Origin of the sequence: Rossellomorea aquimaris (assembly GCF_020172085.1) — a bacterium.
Taxonomy (GTDB): Bacteria; Bacillota; Bacilli; order Bacillales; family Bacillaceae_B; genus Rossellomorea; species Rossellomorea aquimaris_E.
The window spans coordinates 589,659-606,394 of the sequence record NZ_JAIVAT010000007.1 but is presented as its reverse complement, the minus strand read 5'-3'; the positions used below and the strand labels follow the sequence as shown (position 1 = coordinate 606,394).

Here is a 16,736-nt window from a genome sequence, read left to right as displayed (position 1 = left end):
GAAGCAGTCACTTTCAAATGAAATGCAGGTGGTAAGATTGAAGCGAATCATGATCATTGAAGATGAAGAAAGCATCAGGGGCTTCATTGAAATCAACTTGAAACGATATGGATACGACGTGCTGCAGGCAGACAATGCAGAGGCTGGCATTGAGCTGTTGAAACAACAGGTGAATCCGGTGGATATCGTCCTTCTTGATGTCATGCTGCCCGGGATGAACGGATTTGAAGCATGCAAAGAGATCAGGGAGTGGAACCGGTCAATCGGCATCATCATGTTGACCGCGAAAGTCCAGGAAATGGATAAAGTTCATGGGTTAATGAACGGGGCCGATGATTATATTTCAAAGCCCTTCAGTCCGAATGAGTTGATCGCCCGGATCGAAGCGCTTTTAAGAAGGATCCGCCCTGTTGAACCGGAAAAGCCGGCTACGTCCATTTATCTCGATGAAAGCAAGCGGCTCCTAAAGTTAAAGGGGAAGGACGTCGATTTGTCCCCGGTGGAATATGATCTGATCAGCACCATCCTGAAAGCAAATGGAAAAGCCATCAGCCGTCACGACCTGCTCGACAAGGTATGGGGGATCAATTATATGGGGGACCCAAAAATCGTCGATGTCAACATCAGGCGGATCCGGCGAAAAATTGAAGAAGACCCCTCCAATCCGAACTATTTATTGACGGTATGGGGCTACGGATATCGCTGGGATGAATCCGGAGAAGGTAAGCATAATGGGAATTAGACGTCGTTTACTCATACAAAATCTAACGCTGATCACGATGACGATCTTACTGTTCCTAGGCATCGTCGCTTCCGGCATTTATCATTATTATTACAACGGCACGGCTGAAATCCTGCAAAACCATGCAGAGAATTCAGCAACATTCGCCAAGCGCTATGGTCATTTATCACCGTACAATCTAAGGGAGAATCTGCAGGACCTTCAGAGCAACTTCTCCATCGACCAGGCCGAGACTCAAATATTGAGCGGAACTGGAATCGTCTTATCGTCCTCGAGCGGCTTCATCCCCGATGAAAAACAGGACTATCCCGACGTAAAGGATGCCTTTTCAAAAGGAAAAGGCACCTGGTTCGGCACCAATCCGGCAACAGGAGAGAGAATCCTTGCCGTCTCGGTCCCACTGGAATCCAGTGATAAGACGATCGGCATCCTCCGTTTTATCACATCCGTCGAAGGACTGGATGAAAATTTTCAAAGAATCTTGATCACCCTGTCCGCAATCGGGATTGGGATTCTCGGGATTGTCTTTATCGTCAGTACCTTTTTTTCCCGGATCATCACGGAGCCCGTCATCGAATTGACGAACGTCTCGAACCGCATGGCGGAAGGCGATCTGGAAGCAAGGGTGAACGGACAGTACAAAGATGAATTCCACACCCTGAGCCAAACATTTAACAATATGGGAAAAGAGCTTCTCAGGACGGAAAAAATGAAAAACGAATTCATTTCGTCCGTATCCCATGAACTCAGGACCCCCCTCACCTCCATCAAGGGCTGGAGCGAAACATTGCAAACAGGGGATCCCGAGAATGTGGAAGAAACCAAAACGGGTCTTTCCATCATCACGAAAGAAACCGACAGACTGATTGACATGGTGGAAGAACTCCTGGACTTCTCCCGCTATCAGAACGGGACATTTGAAATCAACCCGTCACCGTTTTATTTTGATCAGCTGGTGAAGGAAGTCATATTACAGCTCGATAAGAAGCGCCAGCAAAAAGAACAGGAAATCATCCTGATTGAGGACGGACCTCTTAAACTAATGGCTGATCAGAACAGGATCCGGCAAGTGCTCCTCAACCTGATCGAGAATGCCATCAAATATTCAGGTAAAAACAGCACCATCACGGTTCGATACTCAAAAGGAGAACATGACCTTAAATTTGAAGTGGAAGACCAGGGCGAAGGAATCGAAGAAGAACACTTACGACATGTCTCCACCCTGTTCTATAAAGCCAACGAAAATACAGATGGCGTCGGACTTGGGCTGGCGATTTGCAAACAAATTATTGAACATCATGACGGTGAGCTATTCATCAGAAGTAAAAAGCATGCAGGAACAACGGTTGGATTCTCGTTGCCGCTTTTGAATAGTGGGCGGGGTTAATCGTTTTGAGAGAGGCAGATCCGGTTGGGTCTGTCTTTTTTGTGGAGTGGTGAGGTTGCTGTGCCGGGGGGACAGGTACCTTGGCTCATGATTGTTTAGCAGACAGTGTACCTGTCCCCTGATCTATGCCGCAACATATCGAGAACATGGACTTCATCGCTTCCGTAATAGAGTAAGTCTCTGTATATCATAGCGATGATGGCCACTCACCTCTGATAATTAAAGAAATTTGAACCATCAAACGACTTTCATGGAGGAATTAATCCGGTTTTAAAATGATTCACCCTTTTTCCAAAACGATTAATCCCTAATCCAGCGAATTCTCCCCTTAATCCGATTTATTAATCCGTTTTTCCATTTATTCAACCAACTTGTCGAATAATCTTTACGGAAAACCATGGGGACAGGTACCTTGACTCATGACCAATTGAAGAAGGGGACAACGCACCTCCCTGATTTGTTAATTTATGTTAACATTTAAATATAGAAAGATAGACGAATAAGGGAGGACTTTCATTGAACACGTTGGAGTATCGATTGGAAAATCAATCAATCAAAACCTTTGAGGACCTATCCAGTTTGGAAACAAGTATCCGATTCTTTGTAAACTATTGGGTCCATGATGGAATTGTTTATGAAAATAAGGGTAATCATTTCAGAGATGGTCACTATGTGATGGAACTGCATGAATGCAAGGGCGAAGAGCCATATGCGGACGCTAGTGAAAAAGCACCCAACACGATTGAATACCGTTTGTTTCATTCAGGCAGAGAGATCATCAAGGAATCTACTGAAACGAACAAAGAGGATATCATGCTGGCGTTATCTTTAGACAGCGTCACGATTGAGGACCGTACATATAATCGTTTATCTCTCGAGTATGATGAAGACCGAAACGTGTATGTCTATTATTTAAATGGATAATGAAAGCCAGGGGGTCAGACCCCCTGGCTCATCAAGACTGGGACAACGAACCTGTCCCCCTGTCCCACTCTTCCTTCAACTCTTCCAGCGACTGCTGACGCTTCTCCCGATCATCACTCACTGCTTTCATCGCCACTTCATATAAGTCACTGCTCAATCTCCATTTTTCAATCGACCGGTCCCGCTCTCCGCCAAACAACGCGAAGGCGGTGGCTCCCATCAGGTACACATTCGTGATGTTATCGATGACGGCACCCTGTTCGTATTCCTCCGGCGACATGAATCGGGAGGATCCCCACATTCTGCCCATTGGATTGATATAAGGGCGTTTCGAATAGAGGTCGATATCGCAGATCAACGTTTCTTTTTTTGCAAAATCATACAGGATGCTGCCGTCATAGAAATCGATGGCCACATAGCCCTGCTCCGCTACATGGATGTGAAAGTCGAGGATATCACGGAAGACATCCATTTTTGTGCTGTCCGGCATTTCCATAAATTTTTCCCGAGAGCGGGGATACATTTTCCCCATGCACTCCCCGTCCGTCCATTCAAAGATCGCGGCATATCCCCCGCCGACTTCTTCCCCACGAATCAATGAGATCAAATGAGGATGTCGCAGATCTTCATACACCTTGACGGCAGCCTTCAACTCGGCGACTGCCTCTTCCGGTTGACCGGCATAACGCGCTGTCGGGGCACCGGCGAATTTGATAAACATTTTGTGTTCACCATTTTGTACCCCGAAACAGATATTGCCGGAATCCTGATCATCATACACCTTAAAGACCTCTCCATACTCCTCGATAAAAGAGAGGTCGTACGGGGACTTTAATTTATACGGAATTTGATCGATATATTGAATATAAAAATCCTCCACATACCACGTCGGTACCGGATTCTTCATCCTGTCGAACCACTCCAGCACTTCCTTCGCCTGCTTCTTCATCGTATCCACTTCCTCTTCCCCGAACATCATCGCCCAGGGTATGGAAGACAGCATATTGCTGCTGATGTAAAAGGTCATGAGCTTGAAGAACTCCTCCGGCGGTCTTCCGTTAAAATAGCCGTTGAGCTGTCCTGTTGCAAAATGGGGACTTGCCGACGCACTGAAAGCGATGCGATTGAACTCCTCCCACGGATCACCGAAGTCATGGCGATTGAAGTCGATGACGGAGAGCTCCGCTTCATTTGAAATGACCATATTTCCTACATGATAATCGCCGTGATGAAAGGTTTGCGGACGGCCGACGAGAAGATGCCGGTTTGCCTCTATGTATTCAAGAATGAGATCACCGGCTTCGATTTTCACCGGACAATCATGATATTGCTGAATCTTTTTGTCCACCTTTCGATTGAATTTCGTTTCCCACTTTTCATGATTGGGTGGTGCCTGCGTGGAGTGAATTTTCCGGAGATAGCGACCCGCCTTCAGACCGAGCTCGTACTGCTCCGTATCCGTCAGCTTAGGCAGCACCTCAGCCGCGTCGTCTCCTTCACACCAAGTAAAAAGTGTATACACTTGATCATCTTCACACACACCGAACTCGAGGGGCTTTGACATCGGGATCCCCGTCTCGGCCAGACGCTTCATCGCCTCGAACTCGCTCTTCTTACTCTCATACTCTGAAGCATCCGCCGTCCGGAGCAGCAGTCTTTCTCCTGTATCTGCTTCTACATAATATTTCTTGTCACTCGACCAGCCTTTGGTGATGGGGTCGATTTTTTTAAAATGGTATTCGGTTTTGATATTGAGCATGTGGCACCTCCATTGGGCAAACTCTTATAAAATAGCATTCTCTGATTTTCCGGTTTTTTCACACTCCTAATTTTACCAGCTTGTATTTTCAGAAGATAGATATATGTTAAAATAACCCAAGTAATGCATTTTTAACTAGAGATTGGAGCTGTAACAATGAAGAGAAGGAACCTTTTCGTCGTGATGACCTTATCCGTAATGTTATTGGTGGGAATGTCCGCCTGTAGTCAATCTTCTGAATCGGATGCCGTTTCCGTAACGAATTCGAATGACTCATCTGCGGACAGCATAACCGCATCTGACGCTAACGAGAAGGAGACATCCGTTGAAAGTAGTACCCCGGAGCAGGATGAGCCCGTCACTAAAGTAGAAGGAAAACAAACATATATAGAAAAACTGGATGATATCCAAATGGAACTCGATGCCATGCCTGAAAAGAAAGATTCAGATAAAGGTGTTACAATCGCGATGAAAAGCTATTATGGAGTTTCCTACGAAAAATATGACGATGCCCTGAATGAGATCTATGCCCTGCTGAAGAAAGAGCTGTCTCCTGAAGTCATGGCAGAGTTAAAAACGGAACAATTGAAATGGATCGAGGAGAAAGAAGAAAAAGCGGAAAAAGAAAGACTGAAGTATGAAGGTGGAACGTTTGAATATGTAGCGTGGTATATTTCGTTGTATGAGTCGACGAAGGATCGATGTTATGAGTTGGTGGAGGAGTATATGACAAACTAAAGCACGGGTGTTATAGAGGGGAGTTTCAGGACTTCCCTCTTTTTGTTTCACCTGAATAGGCTGTTGCACATACACTTTAAATGATCGAATTCACTGCACGCGAGTCTTTTAAATAGGAGTTGACTAAAATGTTGGTTCACAGAGGAAACAATCAACCAGTGTATGCCAATGCCCCAGGATACTATCACCATGTACGTCAGTATCCAGGAGGCTATGAATCGGAGATAGATATTCTCAGGAAACAATATGCCATGCTGGATCGAAAGATTTATTCTTTAACTCAAAGAGTCGAGAGGATCGAGAGGCACCTTAGGATTCTGAGATAATTCGTTTTTTTAAAAGAATCCTTATCCGTAAACGGCAATCCGGGAATTGATCCGGATTCTCCCCTCTTTAATCCGGAATCAAAATAATTCATCCCTTGTACCAATTATTAATCCAAATCAGAAAAGATTAATCCGTTTTCCCAATTATTCTACATTCGTGTCGAATTTTCTCTATGAAACAGATGCACGAGAACCAGCACCGTGATCAACAGACCTCTCCTTCTTGATCACAATCACAAACAAACTCGCTACGACACAAAAAAGGCCCGCTAAGAAAAATGCCCACGTGTAAGAATCAAAGGCTTGAAAGATCACTCCGCCGCCAAAGGCTGCCACAGCTGCGCCGGCTTGGTGGGAGGCAAAGATCCATCCGTATACGACCCCACTCTTCTTCACTCCGAATATTTGCCGGGATATCCCAATGGTCGGCGGGACAGTGGCGATCCAGTCCAGTCCGTAAAATACGGCGAAGATGATGAGCAATGGATAGGATCCTTGCGATAAGGCGATCGGTAGTAACAGGAGCGACGCGCCTCTTAAAGCGTAATACCAGAATAATAGCCATCTGTTATCAAACCGGTCTGATAACCATCCGGAAAGGGTGGTCCCGACAAGATCAAAGATCCCCATGAACGAAAGTAGCGATGCAGCAGTGACAATAGGGATACCGTAACTGATGCAGTAGGACACAAAGTGCGTGCCGATCAAGCCGCTCGTAGAAAGGCCGCACACAAAGAAGCTGCCTGCCAGTAACCAGAATTCTTTTACTTTTACCACTTCAAATAAACCTTTGAATGCAATCACAATCGGATTTTGCTTGGTATCTTCCTCAGCAGATTCTGTTTCTTTTTCAAGACCATAAGGAAGGATTCCGACTTCCTTTGGGGAGTTTTTCATGAACAAAAGAATGATGACCAGCATGATGGCGCTTAGGAGCATAATCAAGGCGATCGCCCATCTCCAGGAATAGTGATCAATCAGCATAGCGAGGATGGGCAGCAGGATGAGCTGACCGGTTGCGGTACTGGCCGTCAGGATCCCTAACGCTAGCCCCCTTCTTTTTTCAAACCACGTGTTGGCTACATACGGACTGAGGACGGTTAAAAATAGACCGGAACCTAACCCGATAATGATTCCCCAAATGAGGATAAGCTGCCACGACTGCTGCATTAGGAACGTAAGCAGTGTGCCCGCCAGCAGGGTGGCCATGGATAAGATCATGATTTTCTTCAGTCCAAGCACCTCAATAAGGGCCGCCATGAAAGGACCGGATATTCCGTATAAAAACAATCCGACGGCAAAGGCCAACGAAATGACGGAACGGTCCCAATGAAATTCGTGTTCAAAAGGCTCGATAAACACGCCTGAAGAAGACCTGACAATTCCGGCTGCAATGATCGAAAAAAAGACGATCATCAAGATGATCCAACTATAATGAACTCGACTCCGACTCATACTTCCTCCCACGCCCTTCAAAAAATGATATAATTATTATATTGAACAAAATGGACACTATACTGAATTTATTATATTGTACAATATGGTTATTATAATGTATATAGGAGGAATGCCTTTTTGGAAAAAATTCATGGGATCATTTCAAATAATTTAAAGAATATACGAAACAAGAGAAAATTAAGCCTGGATGATTTATCCTCGATGACAGGTGTCAGCAAAAGCCTTTTACGTCAAATTGAAAAAAAAGAATCCAATCCGACGATCTCGACGATATGGAAAATCGCCGACGGATTGAAAATACCGTTCACTTCCTTGATGGAGCGAGAAATTCCAGAAACAGAAATCGTCCGGAAGTCAGAGATCGATCCTCTTATCGAGGGGAATGGGCTATATCGGTTATTTCCATCCTTCCGCTTTGAGGATGACATGCCATTTGAAATGTACTCTGTCGAATTGGAACCAACGGCCAGCCTGAATGCAGGTCCCCATCACTCAGGAGCGATTGAATGCATCACGGTGTTCAGCGGTACTCTTTCTCTGACCGTCAATGAAAAGGACTATGTGCTGCAAACGGGGGACTCCATTAAATTCAAGGCAGACACCCCTCATACCTATTCCAATCCAGGCAGCGAAATGACAAAACTGAGCATGGTGATTTACTACTCCGAATCCAATTAAAAACAGAATGCCGGGTGTGGCATTCTGTTTTTTTCTTTTCAACCATGGGGACAGGTACCGTGGCTCTTTATCATGATGATGCCAAGGTACCTGTTCCCCCGGCTCAGAGGTCCGTCCCTCATCTATATACTACTCGGCAAAAACACCTTAAACGTCGTCCCCACACCAGGTTCACTTTCGACCTTTACTTCTCCCTTCATCCGTTTGACTATTTGATAACTGACTGTGAGTCCAAGTCCTGTCCCTTTTTCCTTGGTGGAATAATAGGGTCTGCCCAGTACCTTCAGCTGTTCAGGAGACATGCCGACTCCGTTATCCTGAATCATGATCAGCATCCGTCCGTCACGATGACGACTCGCCGTTGCCTTAATTTCCCCGTTCTCCTTTACCGCCTCGATGGCATTTTTCAGAAGATTAAGGAGGACTTGCTTCACCTCTAGCTTCATCCCCTGGATCATCAGATCATTCTCTATCTGTTTAGTGATCTTGATGCTGTTCATCACCGCATACGTAGACATGACGTCGACCGATTCATTCATGGTATCCGTCAAACTGAACACCTGGTATTCCTCTGTCTGAGGCTTGGCCAGGGAAAGATACTGATTAATGACCTCCTGGGCGTGATCTAGTTCCTGTATGGAGATGTCAATGAAGCTCTTTTGTTCTGCCGTTAACGATCCTTTCTGCAGAAGCTGCATGAATCCTCTGACCGTCGTCATGGGATTTCGAATTTCGTGTGCGACGGAGGCCGCGAGCTCGCTGACGACGTTAAATTTCTCCGCCTTGATAAGTTCTTTTTTGATTCTGAGTTGCTCCAGTCGATTTTCAATCAGGTAGATGGAGAGGAGCAGCGTAATCCATATGATTATGGTGGAGCTTACCATAAATAGGAGTTGCTCCTTTTCATGGGTCTGAAGTAAATAAACGGATCTTGTCACCGGGATGAACAAATAAAAACCAGAAAGCAAAATGATTTTTTTCATCCAGGTAAACCCTCTATACCACTTAGATATAGGGATCAGCAACACGGTATAGATCGCATAATTCATTAGCAAAAACATCCATACATGTTCAGTAAACACCCCGATCACAAGCATGGCGATAAACGTACTAAACCCTACTCTTTTTCCTCCATAGAGAAAAGCGAGGATGATGGGTATCACTTTAAAATCGTATACGTATCCGCTGGAGTAGACCACTGGAAACGTCATGGTAAACACTAATACAACACTATTCATCAAGATAAACGTAAGGACGAACCCTCTTGTGCCCCTGTCCGATTCGCTCATGAACATTTGAAAGACAAGAATCGCAAATAGAATAAATACCACATGCAAAATTAAATGATGGATCGTCTCTAACATAGGGGTATCTCCTTTAGGGAAAATAGCATTTATTCCTAACCCTTCGACATTTTCCCGGGAAATACCTCCTGTTTTTTGTGATTATTCGACAAAAATGGATGGACAGTTGCTTATTGGGTGAAAGGTCCGTCCCTATACTTTTTGACACCATCGCATAATTCGTATGCTTTTTCCTTATACTAATCCAAAATATTTCCATTCTAAATGAGGTGACACCACTGCATGGAAGCAACCAGTCTAACATCGAATGAACTGATTACAATCACCAGCGCCATCGTGATTGGTACATTGGCAAGGATCACGATCATGAAAGAAGATTTCAGGCAGTATCCAAGCTATCCGAATGGCTATCTGATTCAGATCATTACAGGATTTGTTGCAGCATCACTTGGCGCAGTCGCAATTCCCGCATTACTTAGCAAAAACTTCGTGGCCGTGACATTCCTGACATTGGCTCTCCAGCAATTCAGGGATGTCCGCAAAATGGAAAAGGAAAGTCTGAGTGACTTGGAGGAAACGGAATTCACCTATCGGGGGAAGGCATACATAGATGGCATCGCGAAAACGTTTGAAGCAAGAAACTATATTGCCTTTATCGTCGCACTCGTCACATCCCTCACGATTTCCATTCTGCACAATGCACTGAACTTTAATAACCTGGTGATCTGCATAGCAGGTGGCGCCGTTACAGGATTCGCTCTCCTTTATTACCTGCAGCGATTCACGAAAGGCAAGACGATTGGGGACATTGCAGAGGTAAAGGAAGGAAAAGTAGAAGTCAAAGAATCATCCCTCTATGTGGATGATATGTATGTCAGCAATCTGCTCGGAACGGACAACGCTGAGAAGCTTTTTTCAGAAGAAGGGATGGCCGTCGTCATCTACCCGAAAGAAAATCATTTCAGAATCAACCTGGATAATTTCGGTCAGAGGCAGGCGGCACTCTTTGAAGCCTGCCGGGCACTCGGGGTCAAACGATATCAATTCACACGTAAGGACTATGTGGACGGCAAGGTCATGATCACCCTTGTCCCAGTCAAGCGGGACATCGATGCCTTCATTGAAGCTGTCAATAAATGTCCTCTGCTCGAAAGCACGAAGAAATCTCATGCCGTGATGAAAACCAATTTGAAAGGGTGAGGCGATATGGGCAGGGAAGGTTCCATGAAACCAGCGTATCAAATATTGGCGTATCTAACTTCTGACCGTGACAGAGTGATCAGCGGAGGGCCCTTGCTTTTATACAGCGACAACGTTGAAGAATTAAAACAAATGACCGTCGACATCGCCAAAGGAATGAAAGCCGATGTCGTCCAAATGACAAATGGGGACTACCTGGTGATCAGAGTGTGAGGGACGGACCTCTATTTTCATAATTTGGGATAGATTATTTAGGGGTTTAAAGGTCCGTCCCTCTACTTCTTAGGTATTGATCCTGTTTGGAGTATTTTTAATCCTTAATTCCAATAATTAATCCAGTTCAAAATTTATTACCCTTTAAACTAAATTTATTAATCCTATTTTTTGATAATTGATCCGTCTTGTCGAATTTTCTTTATATTAGAACGAAAAAAGGTGCCTGACCCCTGATAATCTCGGGAGCCAGGCACCTATATTTATTATTATTGAATCTTGGAAGCAGCAGAACCGTCCCCAAGCTTCCCTCATCCAGCCACTTCACCAAATTGACTATTATACAGATCTGCATAAAAACCGTTCTTCCTTAGTAGTTCTGCATGAGATCCCTGTTCAATGACAGAACCCTGATCCATGACGAGAATCAGATCGGCATCCTTGATTGTCGACAAGCGGTGAGCGATGACAAAGCTAGTACGCCCTTCCATCAACCGGTTCATCGCCTGCTGAATCAAAAGCTCGGTCCGGGTGTCAACGCTCGAAGTCGCTTCATCCAGAATCATGATCGGAGGGTCAGCTAAGATTGCCCTTGCGATCGTGATAAGCTGCTTCTGACCTTGCGAAATATTGGATGCTTCCTCATTCAGGACTGTATCGTACCCTTCAGGCAAAGTACGGATGAAATGATCGGCACGGGCCATCTTGGACGCCCGCATAATCTCATCTTCCGTAGCCCCCGTCTTACCATAAGCGATATTTTCCCTGATCGTCCCCTTAAAGAGCCACGTATCCTGCAGCACCATCCCAAAGCTTCTTCTCAGTTCACTTCGAGGGACAAGCCTCGTATCGATGCCATCAATCTTGATTTCCCCGCCGTTCAGTTCGTAGAACCGCATCAACAGATTGATCAGAGTCGTTTTTCCCGCTCCGGTCGGTCCGACGATGGCGACGGTCTGACCAGGCTTCACGTCGATGTTCATGTCGTTGATCAACAGATTCTCACCGTAACCGAAGTCCACATGTTCAAACGCAACCGCGCCTTTCGGACGGGATAAGTGCGCCACTGTTTCTTCCTTCACTTCTTCTTCCTCATCCAACAGTTCAAATACCCGTTCAGCCGCCGCCACCGTTGATTGGATGATATTCGCGATATTTGCCGTCTGGGTGATCGGCTGGGTGAACTGTCGTGTGTACGTGATAAAGGCTTGAATATCCCCGATGGAAATCGCACGATTCGTGACGAGGATCCCACCGACGACACTGATCAGCACATAGCTGATGTTTCCGATGAACATCATGATTGGCATGATGATACCGGAGATGAACTGCGCTTTGCTACCCGCTTCATACAGTTCGTCATTCACCGAATCGAATTCTACACCGGCCTTCTTTTCATGACCATAAGCCTTTACCACTTGATGCCCGGTGAACATTTCTTCAATATGACCATTCAGCTGACCAAGCGTCCGCTGCTGATCGGCGAAATGCTTCTGGGACCGTTTCAAGATTGGTCGGATCGCAAACATGGAAACCGGTAAGCTGACGACGGAAATCAATGTCAGCAGAGGACTGATTGAGAGCATCATAATGATGATTCCGACAATCGTCACAATCGACGTGATGAACTGCGTCAGACTTTGCTGAAGCGTACTGCTGATTGTATCGATGTCATTCGTCATCCTGCTCAGGGTCTCCCCGTTCGGACGACCATCGTAATATTTTAAAGGAAGCTTTTCAATCTTTTGATTCACATCTTCCCTTAAGTCATACGCTGTCAGCTGGGCAACGCTCGACATGATGTATTGCTGGATAAAATTGAACACACTGCTGAACACATATAGTCCGGCAAGCATCAACAAGATCTCACCGATTTTGCCAAAATCGATTCCGGCACCGGGCACCCCTTTGAACTTTGCATAGGCACCCTCAAATAATTCCGTAATGGCGTTCCCCATAATCTTAGGACCTACGATAGCAAAGACGGTACTTAAGATGGCGGCGAAGAGAACCGCCGTTAACTGTCCACGGCGCGGTTTTAAATACCCGAGGAGCCGTTTCAAGGTCGCCTTGAAATTCTTCGGCTTCTGCCCCATCATCATCATGTTGCCGCCACCCGGGCCAAATCCCATCTGACCGCCGCCTCTTTGAGGTTTTCGTTGATTACTCATGCCGTTTCCTCCTCTGAAAGCTGTGATGCGACAATTTCCTGATACACCTCATTGGTGTCAAGCAACTCCTGGTGGGTACCGATACCGGCTACTTTTCCCTTCTCGAGCACGATGATCCGGTCGGCATCAACGACCGTGCTGACCCGTTGAGCGACGATGAGTACCGTTGCGTCTCCGGTTTCTTTTTTCAAAGTAGCACGAAGTCTGGCATCCGTTTTGTAATCGAGAGCAGAGAAGCTGTCATCAAATAAGTAAATATCCGGCTTCCTAACCAGGGCCCTTGAGATCGACAACCGCTGTTTTTGACCCCCGGAGAGATTGGAACCGCCTTGCTCGATTTCTGCCTGGAATCCGCCTTCCATCCGGCTGACGAATTCTTCCGCCTGGGCGATACGGGCAGCCTCTGCTACCTCATCATCACTCGCCTCTTCTTTTCCAAAACGGATATTCTCCGAAATGGTTCCCGTAAAGAGGGTGGCTTTCTGAGGCACGAGACCAAGCTTCGACCTAATTTCCTCTTGGGAAGCTTCTCGAATATCCACCCCGTTGACACGGATGGTTCCACTCGCCACCTCATAAAATCGCGGAATCAAGTTAATAAGCGTCGTTTTCCCAGAGCCGGTTCCCCCAATAATGGCCGTCGTTTCTCCCGGATTTGCGTTAAAACTAATATCCGACAGAGCAGGCTCTTCAGCACCCGGATAATGAAAGGTGACCGAATCGAATTCCAGTGTCCCCTTCAGAACGTCTGCTTTTTTCGTCCCTTTATCTTCAAAAGAAGGCTTCATTTCGAGTACCTTGTTAATCCGTTTCGCCGATACATCTGCACGGGGCACCATGACGAACATCATCGACGCCATCACTAGGGCAAACATGATCTGCATGACATATTGAATGAAGGCCATCAAGTCCCCGATCTGCATGCCGCCGTTATCGATCCTAATGCCACCGAACCAGATCACGGCGACGACGGTCATATTCATCACAAGCATCATGACTGGCATCATGAATGCCATGATTTTATTCACCTTGATCGACACGTCGGTCAGTTCCTTGTTCGTATGCTTCAATCGTTCCTTCTCTTCCGGTTCACGGTTGAAGGCGCGGATGACCCGAATACCGGTCAGATTCTCACGAAGCACAAGATTCAGTTGATCCAACTTTTTCTGAACGGTTTGGAACAATGGGATCCCTTTATAAAGGATCAGAAGGATCGATCCGACCAATACCGGCATCGTCAGGATAATGACCAGGGATAGCTTCGCATCCATCAACACTGCCATGATGATTCCGCCAACTAACATGATAGGAGCGCTGATGATCATCCTGAGCATCATGATGACCACCTGCTGCACCTGTGTAATATCATTTGTCGTTCTCGTAATCAGAGAAGCCGTTCCCACTTCATCAAATTCCTGCAATGAGAATTTCTCAATATGATAAAAGAGCTTTCGGCGGACATCGCGTCCTAAACCGATAGCAGCTTTAGAAGAATAGAAGCTTGCAATGATGGAAGCCACCGCACCGAAAGCGGACACGACAAGCATGAATCCACCAATCTTCCATATATAAGGGATATCCCCGACGACGACACCCTTGTCGATGATGTCAGACATAAGCGTAGGTAAATACAGGGTCGACATGGATTGAATGAAGATCAGCACAAAGATTCCGACGACCATCCATTTATACGCCGATAAGTGTTTTAAGAGCTTAATCATGTGGCATCCTCCTCTTTCGCTTTCTCATCAAAAAAGTCAGCAATCCTCTCATGAGCCAGCAAAAGTCCGGCAAACTCTTCTTCCGACAGATTGTCAACTGCGCCTGCTGTCAGCTGATGGATGCTTCCTTCCTGTTTGTGAATGCCTTTTAACATCGTCTCCCCTTCATGACTCAGAGAGAGAAGCATTTCCCTTCGGTTGTCCTCCACTTGCTTCCTTTGGAGGTAGCCTGCCTGAACAAGCCCATCTACGGCTTGACTTAGCGTGCTTTTGGGCAGGAACGTCTTTTCACCCACTGCCTTTTGAGTCATCTCTTTCTCAGGGGCAATGGTGACTAAAATCGTATATTGTGGAACGGATAGTCCATTTTGTGAAGCTGTTTTCTGGACGAATCGCATCATGGTTTTATTCACTCTCGAAAAGGAACGCAATAATTGAAGTGCAGGAGTGATCCCCTTATTTCCATTTTTCATCCATTTACCCTCACTTCTAATAGTTAATGTATTTAATTGTTCATAATGGAACTATTTTAGTTTATGCCTTTCAAGTTCGTTAGTCAAAGGAATGATTTCGACATGAAAAATGATGAAGGTCCGTCCCTCATGTTTCACCATGGTGGAGTCATATACTTTTCTTTAGAAGGGGGAGAAGCGAATGAATCCTGGTAATGAGCCAGTAAGAAAAGGATTGAATGGAAAAGCGGTGGCGTCTTTTATATTGGGTATCGTATCCATTGTGATTGTGATTATTCCTATGATAGGAGCGATATTTGGGGTGGTGGGTGTCATATTGGGTATGATTGCCCGACATGAAGTGAAGCGGAGTGGCCAGGAGGGGAGGGGGCTTGCCATTGCAGGGGTTATTTTTAGTGGGATTGGCATTTTGTTTTCGATCTGTTGGGTGGTTATGGCGTATATGACGTTTTCGAGTGGGATCTCTTTTTAGCGTTAAAAAGAAAATTTTCGTATGGGACGTTCCCTTTCTCCATCTCTATAATAGATGAGGGGAATGAGAAGCTCATCTCAATTTATGGTCATAATTCCGTATGGGTTTCAACATGATATGAAGGGAACTTCTTCTCCGTATAATATGGTATTCTTTATCTAAAATAGAAAGGAGTTTTATATGATCCAAGACTCCAACACAGTTACCCACACATTCACAGGAGAAACCATCTCTTTTTTAAAGAAAACCAAAGAAGCATTATTAATCGAAGTAAGTCTTCCTCCCAATACAGAGGGGCCGCCTCTCCATTTCCATGACCATTTTACAGAACAATTCACCGTCATAGAAGGAGAACTCACGGTCACTCACAAGAAAGAACAACACGTCCTAACACCTGGTAAAAAAATCTTTGTTCCGTTAAAAGAAGCTCACACATTTCATAATCAATCTACTAAACCTGTTCGATTCACCGTATCATTGGCGCCTGGTGAAGGTTTTGAAGAATCAGTACGCATTCATTATGGTTTAATGGAAGACGGCTTAACCAATGATAAAGGCATACCGAATAATCTGTTTAACACAGTGTATATTCTTTACCTTCAAAACACCTTAGTAGCCGGTATCCCCATTTGGATTCAACGATTCTTGTTTCGGTTTTTCATTCAAATTGGAAAACGAACAGGTAGGTATAAGCTTTTGAATAAGTATCTCTCACATTAATAGGGATTGGCCGTGACAAGGGGCAGGCCCTTGTCACGGTCAAGAAACTCCGCCTGTTGTTATTGAGGTCTTCCTTATGTTCAAGGTGAATTACATACAAAAAAAGCACTGCCATCAGCAATGCTCACCTTTATTCAAATACGTGTCTTCTCCCTCAAGTAAAGACTTTCTACACCATCTCATAAAGAAAAACGAACGCAACCTTTACCAACCGTTAACATTTCCCCAACACTAGATTAATATCCAAATGCTACATTAATACTTTCATCTCAATTTATAATGGAGGTTTTCTATTGCTATTCCCGGTGATAAAAGGACCTTTTTCCTCTCAAAAACATGCTATAAAGAATACCAAGGTGACGGAGTGCGGAATTCCTTATCCCGATTTTTTTGAAAATATCCGATCGGCGAAAAAGGCGATCTTTTTTAAAGAAATTAAAGAAATATCCT

Annotated in this window: 16 protein-coding genes and 1 pseudogene; 11 read left to right on the top strand and 6 right to left on the bottom strand. The window is 45.2% G+C overall.

The window, feature by feature from the left end; genetic code table 11:
* The first annotated feature begins 37 nt into the window (after window positions 1-37).
* The 3 genes from LCL96_RS15685 (at window position 38) to LCL96_RS15675 (ending at window position 3,053) form a co-directional block, all read left to right on the top strand.
* Window positions 38-742, top strand: a complete 705-nt coding sequence (locus LCL96_RS15685; protein WP_224942523.1) for a response regulator transcription factor — start codon at window positions 38-40, stop codon at window positions 740-742.
* Window positions 732-2,129, top strand: a complete 1,398-nt coding sequence (locus tag LCL96_RS15680) for a sensor histidine kinase (protein WP_224942521.1) — start codon at window positions 732-734, stop codon at window positions 2,127-2,129. The genes LCL96_RS15685 and LCL96_RS15680 overlap by 11 nt, the downstream gene beginning before the upstream one ends.
* A 516-nt stretch (window positions 2,130-2,645) precedes the next feature.
* Complete coding sequence (locus LCL96_RS15675; RefSeq protein ID WP_224942519.1) at window positions 2,646-3,053, top strand: hypothetical protein; 408 nt, start codon at window positions 2,646-2,648, stop codon at window positions 3,051-3,053.
* Window positions 3,054-3,084: 31 nt separating this feature from the next.
* Here the strand turns inward: LCL96_RS15675 and LCL96_RS23625 are convergent, their stop codons facing one another.
* Window positions 3,085-4,812: a phosphotransferase gene (locus LCL96_RS23625; RefSeq protein WP_318246436.1), complete on the bottom strand. Its 1,728-nt coding sequence runs from the start codon at window positions 4,810-4,812 to the stop codon at window positions 3,085-3,087.
* A gap of 51 nt (window positions 4,813-4,863) precedes the next feature.
* On the opposite strand from LCL96_RS23625, the pseudogene LCL96_RS23720 reads away from it, so the two are divergent.
* The 3 genes and pseudogenes from LCL96_RS23720 to LCL96_RS15650 form a co-directional block, all read left to right on the top strand.
* Window positions 4,864-4,911, top strand: a pseudogene (locus LCL96_RS23720) (GlyGly-CTERM sorting domain-containing protein); the annotation flags it as partial.
* Between the two features lie 57 nt (window positions 4,912-4,968).
* Entirely contained in the window at window positions 4,969-5,550 is a 582-nt protein-coding gene (locus LCL96_RS15655) for a lysozyme inhibitor LprI family protein (RefSeq protein ID WP_224942517.1), read from the top strand.
* Between the two features lie 128 nt (window positions 5,551-5,678).
* Complete coding sequence (locus LCL96_RS15650; protein ID WP_224942515.1) at window positions 5,679-5,876, top strand: hypothetical protein; 198 nt, start codon at window positions 5,679-5,681, stop codon at window positions 5,874-5,876.
* Window positions 5,877-6,047: 171 nt separating this feature from the next.
* On the opposite strand, the gene LCL96_RS15645 is transcribed toward LCL96_RS15650, so the two are convergent.
* Entirely contained in the window at window positions 6,048-7,331 is a 1,284-nt protein-coding gene (locus LCL96_RS15645) for an MFS transporter (RefSeq protein ID WP_224942513.1), read from the bottom strand.
* A gap of 120 nt (window positions 7,332-7,451) precedes the next feature.
* On the opposite strand from LCL96_RS15645, the gene LCL96_RS15640 reads away from it, so the two are divergent.
* Entirely contained in the window at window positions 7,452-8,012 is a 561-nt protein-coding gene (locus tag LCL96_RS15640) for a helix-turn-helix domain-containing protein (RefSeq protein WP_224942510.1), read from the top strand.
* A 122-nt stretch (window positions 8,013-8,134) separates the two neighbouring features.
* On the opposite strand, the gene LCL96_RS15635 is transcribed toward LCL96_RS15640, so the two are convergent.
* Window positions 8,135-9,376, bottom strand: a complete 1,242-nt coding sequence (locus LCL96_RS15635) for an ATP-binding protein (protein ID WP_224942508.1) — start codon at window positions 9,374-9,376, stop codon at window positions 8,135-8,137.
* 222 nt (window positions 9,377-9,598) lie between these two features.
* On the opposite strand from LCL96_RS15635, the gene LCL96_RS15630 reads away from it, so the two are divergent.
* Complete coding sequence (locus tag LCL96_RS15630; RefSeq protein WP_224942506.1) at window positions 9,599-10,516, top strand: YIEGIA domain-containing protein; 918 nt, start codon at window positions 9,599-9,601, stop codon at window positions 10,514-10,516.
* 24 nt (window positions 10,517-10,540) lie between these two features.
* Window positions 10,541-10,729 carry a capping complex subunit for YIEGIA gene (locus LCL96_RS15625; RefSeq protein WP_224942504.1) on the top strand — a complete coding sequence of 63 codons (189 nt, stop codon included), beginning with the start codon at window positions 10,541-10,543 and terminating at the stop codon, window positions 10,727-10,729.
* A gap of 311 nt (window positions 10,730-11,040) precedes the next feature.
* Here LCL96_RS15625 and LCL96_RS15620 read toward each other — a convergent pair whose 3' ends face one another.
* From LCL96_RS15620 to LCL96_RS15610, 3 genes are read right to left on the bottom strand one after another with little or no spacing between them, the layout of a single operon-like run.
* Window positions 11,041-12,900 carry an ABC transporter ATP-binding protein gene (locus tag LCL96_RS15620; protein WP_224942502.1) on the bottom strand — a complete coding sequence of 620 codons (1,860 nt, stop codon included), beginning with the start codon at window positions 12,898-12,900 and terminating at the stop codon, window positions 11,041-11,043.
* Complete coding sequence (locus tag LCL96_RS15615; protein ID WP_224942500.1) at window positions 12,897-14,621, bottom strand: ABC transporter ATP-binding protein; 1,725 nt, start codon at window positions 14,619-14,621, stop codon at window positions 12,897-12,899. Before LCL96_RS15615 ends, LCL96_RS15620 begins: the two co-directional genes overlap by 4 nt.
* Complete coding sequence (locus LCL96_RS15610; protein WP_224942498.1) at window positions 14,618-15,094, bottom strand: MarR family winged helix-turn-helix transcriptional regulator; 477 nt, start codon at window positions 15,092-15,094, stop codon at window positions 14,618-14,620. Before LCL96_RS15610 ends, LCL96_RS15615 begins: the two co-directional genes overlap by 4 nt.
* Window positions 15,095-15,275: 181 nt before the next feature.
* Here LCL96_RS15610 and LCL96_RS15605 point away from each other — a divergent pair, with 181 nt between their 5' ends.
* Together LCL96_RS15605 and LCL96_RS15600 are read left to right on the top strand one after the other, a co-directional pair.
* Complete coding sequence (locus LCL96_RS15605; protein ID WP_224942496.1) at window positions 15,276-15,566, top strand: DUF4190 domain-containing protein; 291 nt, start codon at window positions 15,276-15,278, stop codon at window positions 15,564-15,566.
* 180 nt (window positions 15,567-15,746) lie between these two features.
* Complete coding sequence (locus LCL96_RS15600) at window positions 15,747-16,286, top strand: cupin domain-containing protein (RefSeq protein ID WP_224942494.1); 540 nt, start codon at window positions 15,747-15,749, stop codon at window positions 16,284-16,286.
* Window positions 16,287-16,736: the final 450 nt, after the last annotated feature.

What these genes read in the sequence shown, in the direction of transcription:
- LCL96_RS15625 (WP_224942504.1), top strand. Translation starts at nt 10,541, where the DNA reads ATGAAACCAGCGTATCAAATATTGGCGTATCTAACTTCTGACCGTGAC.
- LCL96_RS15680 (WP_224942521.1), top strand. Translation starts at nt 732, where the DNA reads ATGGGAATTAGACGTCGTTTACTCATACAAAATCTAACGCTGATCACG.
- LCL96_RS15650 (WP_224942515.1), top strand. Translation starts at nt 5,679, where the DNA reads ATGTTGGTTCACAGAGGAAACAATCAACCAGTGTATGCCAATGCCCCA.
- LCL96_RS15645 (WP_224942513.1), bottom strand. Translation starts at nt 7,331, where the DNA reads ATGAGTCGGAGTCGAGTTCATTATAGTTGGATCATCTTGATGATCGTC.
- LCL96_RS15620 (WP_224942502.1), bottom strand. Translation starts at nt 12,900, where the DNA reads ATGAGTAATCAACGAAAACCTCAAAGAGGCGGCGGTCAGATGGGATTT.
- LCL96_RS15615 (WP_224942500.1), bottom strand. Translation starts at nt 14,621, where the DNA reads ATGATTAAGCTCTTAAAACACTTATCGGCGTATAAATGGATGGTCGTC.
- LCL96_RS15610 (WP_224942498.1), bottom strand. Translation starts at nt 15,094, where the DNA reads ATGAAAAATGGAAATAAGGGGATCACTCCTGCACTTCAATTATTGCGT.
- LCL96_RS23625 (WP_318246436.1), bottom strand. Translation starts at nt 4,812, where the DNA reads ATGCTCAATATCAAAACCGAATACCATTTTAAAAAAATCGACCCCATC.
- LCL96_RS15630 (WP_224942506.1), top strand. Translation starts at nt 9,599, where the DNA reads ATGGAAGCAACCAGTCTAACATCGAATGAACTGATTACAATCACCAGC.
- LCL96_RS15655 (WP_224942517.1), top strand. Translation starts at nt 4,969, where the DNA reads ATGAAGAGAAGGAACCTTTTCGTCGTGATGACCTTATCCGTAATGTTA.
- LCL96_RS15600 (WP_224942494.1), top strand. Translation starts at nt 15,747, where the DNA reads ATGATCCAAGACTCCAACACAGTTACCCACACATTCACAGGAGAAACC.
- LCL96_RS15605 (WP_224942496.1), top strand. Translation starts at nt 15,276, where the DNA reads ATGAATCCTGGTAATGAGCCAGTAAGAAAAGGATTGAATGGAAAAGCG.
- LCL96_RS15635 (WP_224942508.1), bottom strand. Translation starts at nt 9,376, where the DNA reads ATGTTAGAGACGATCCATCATTTAATTTTGCATGTGGTATTTATTCTA.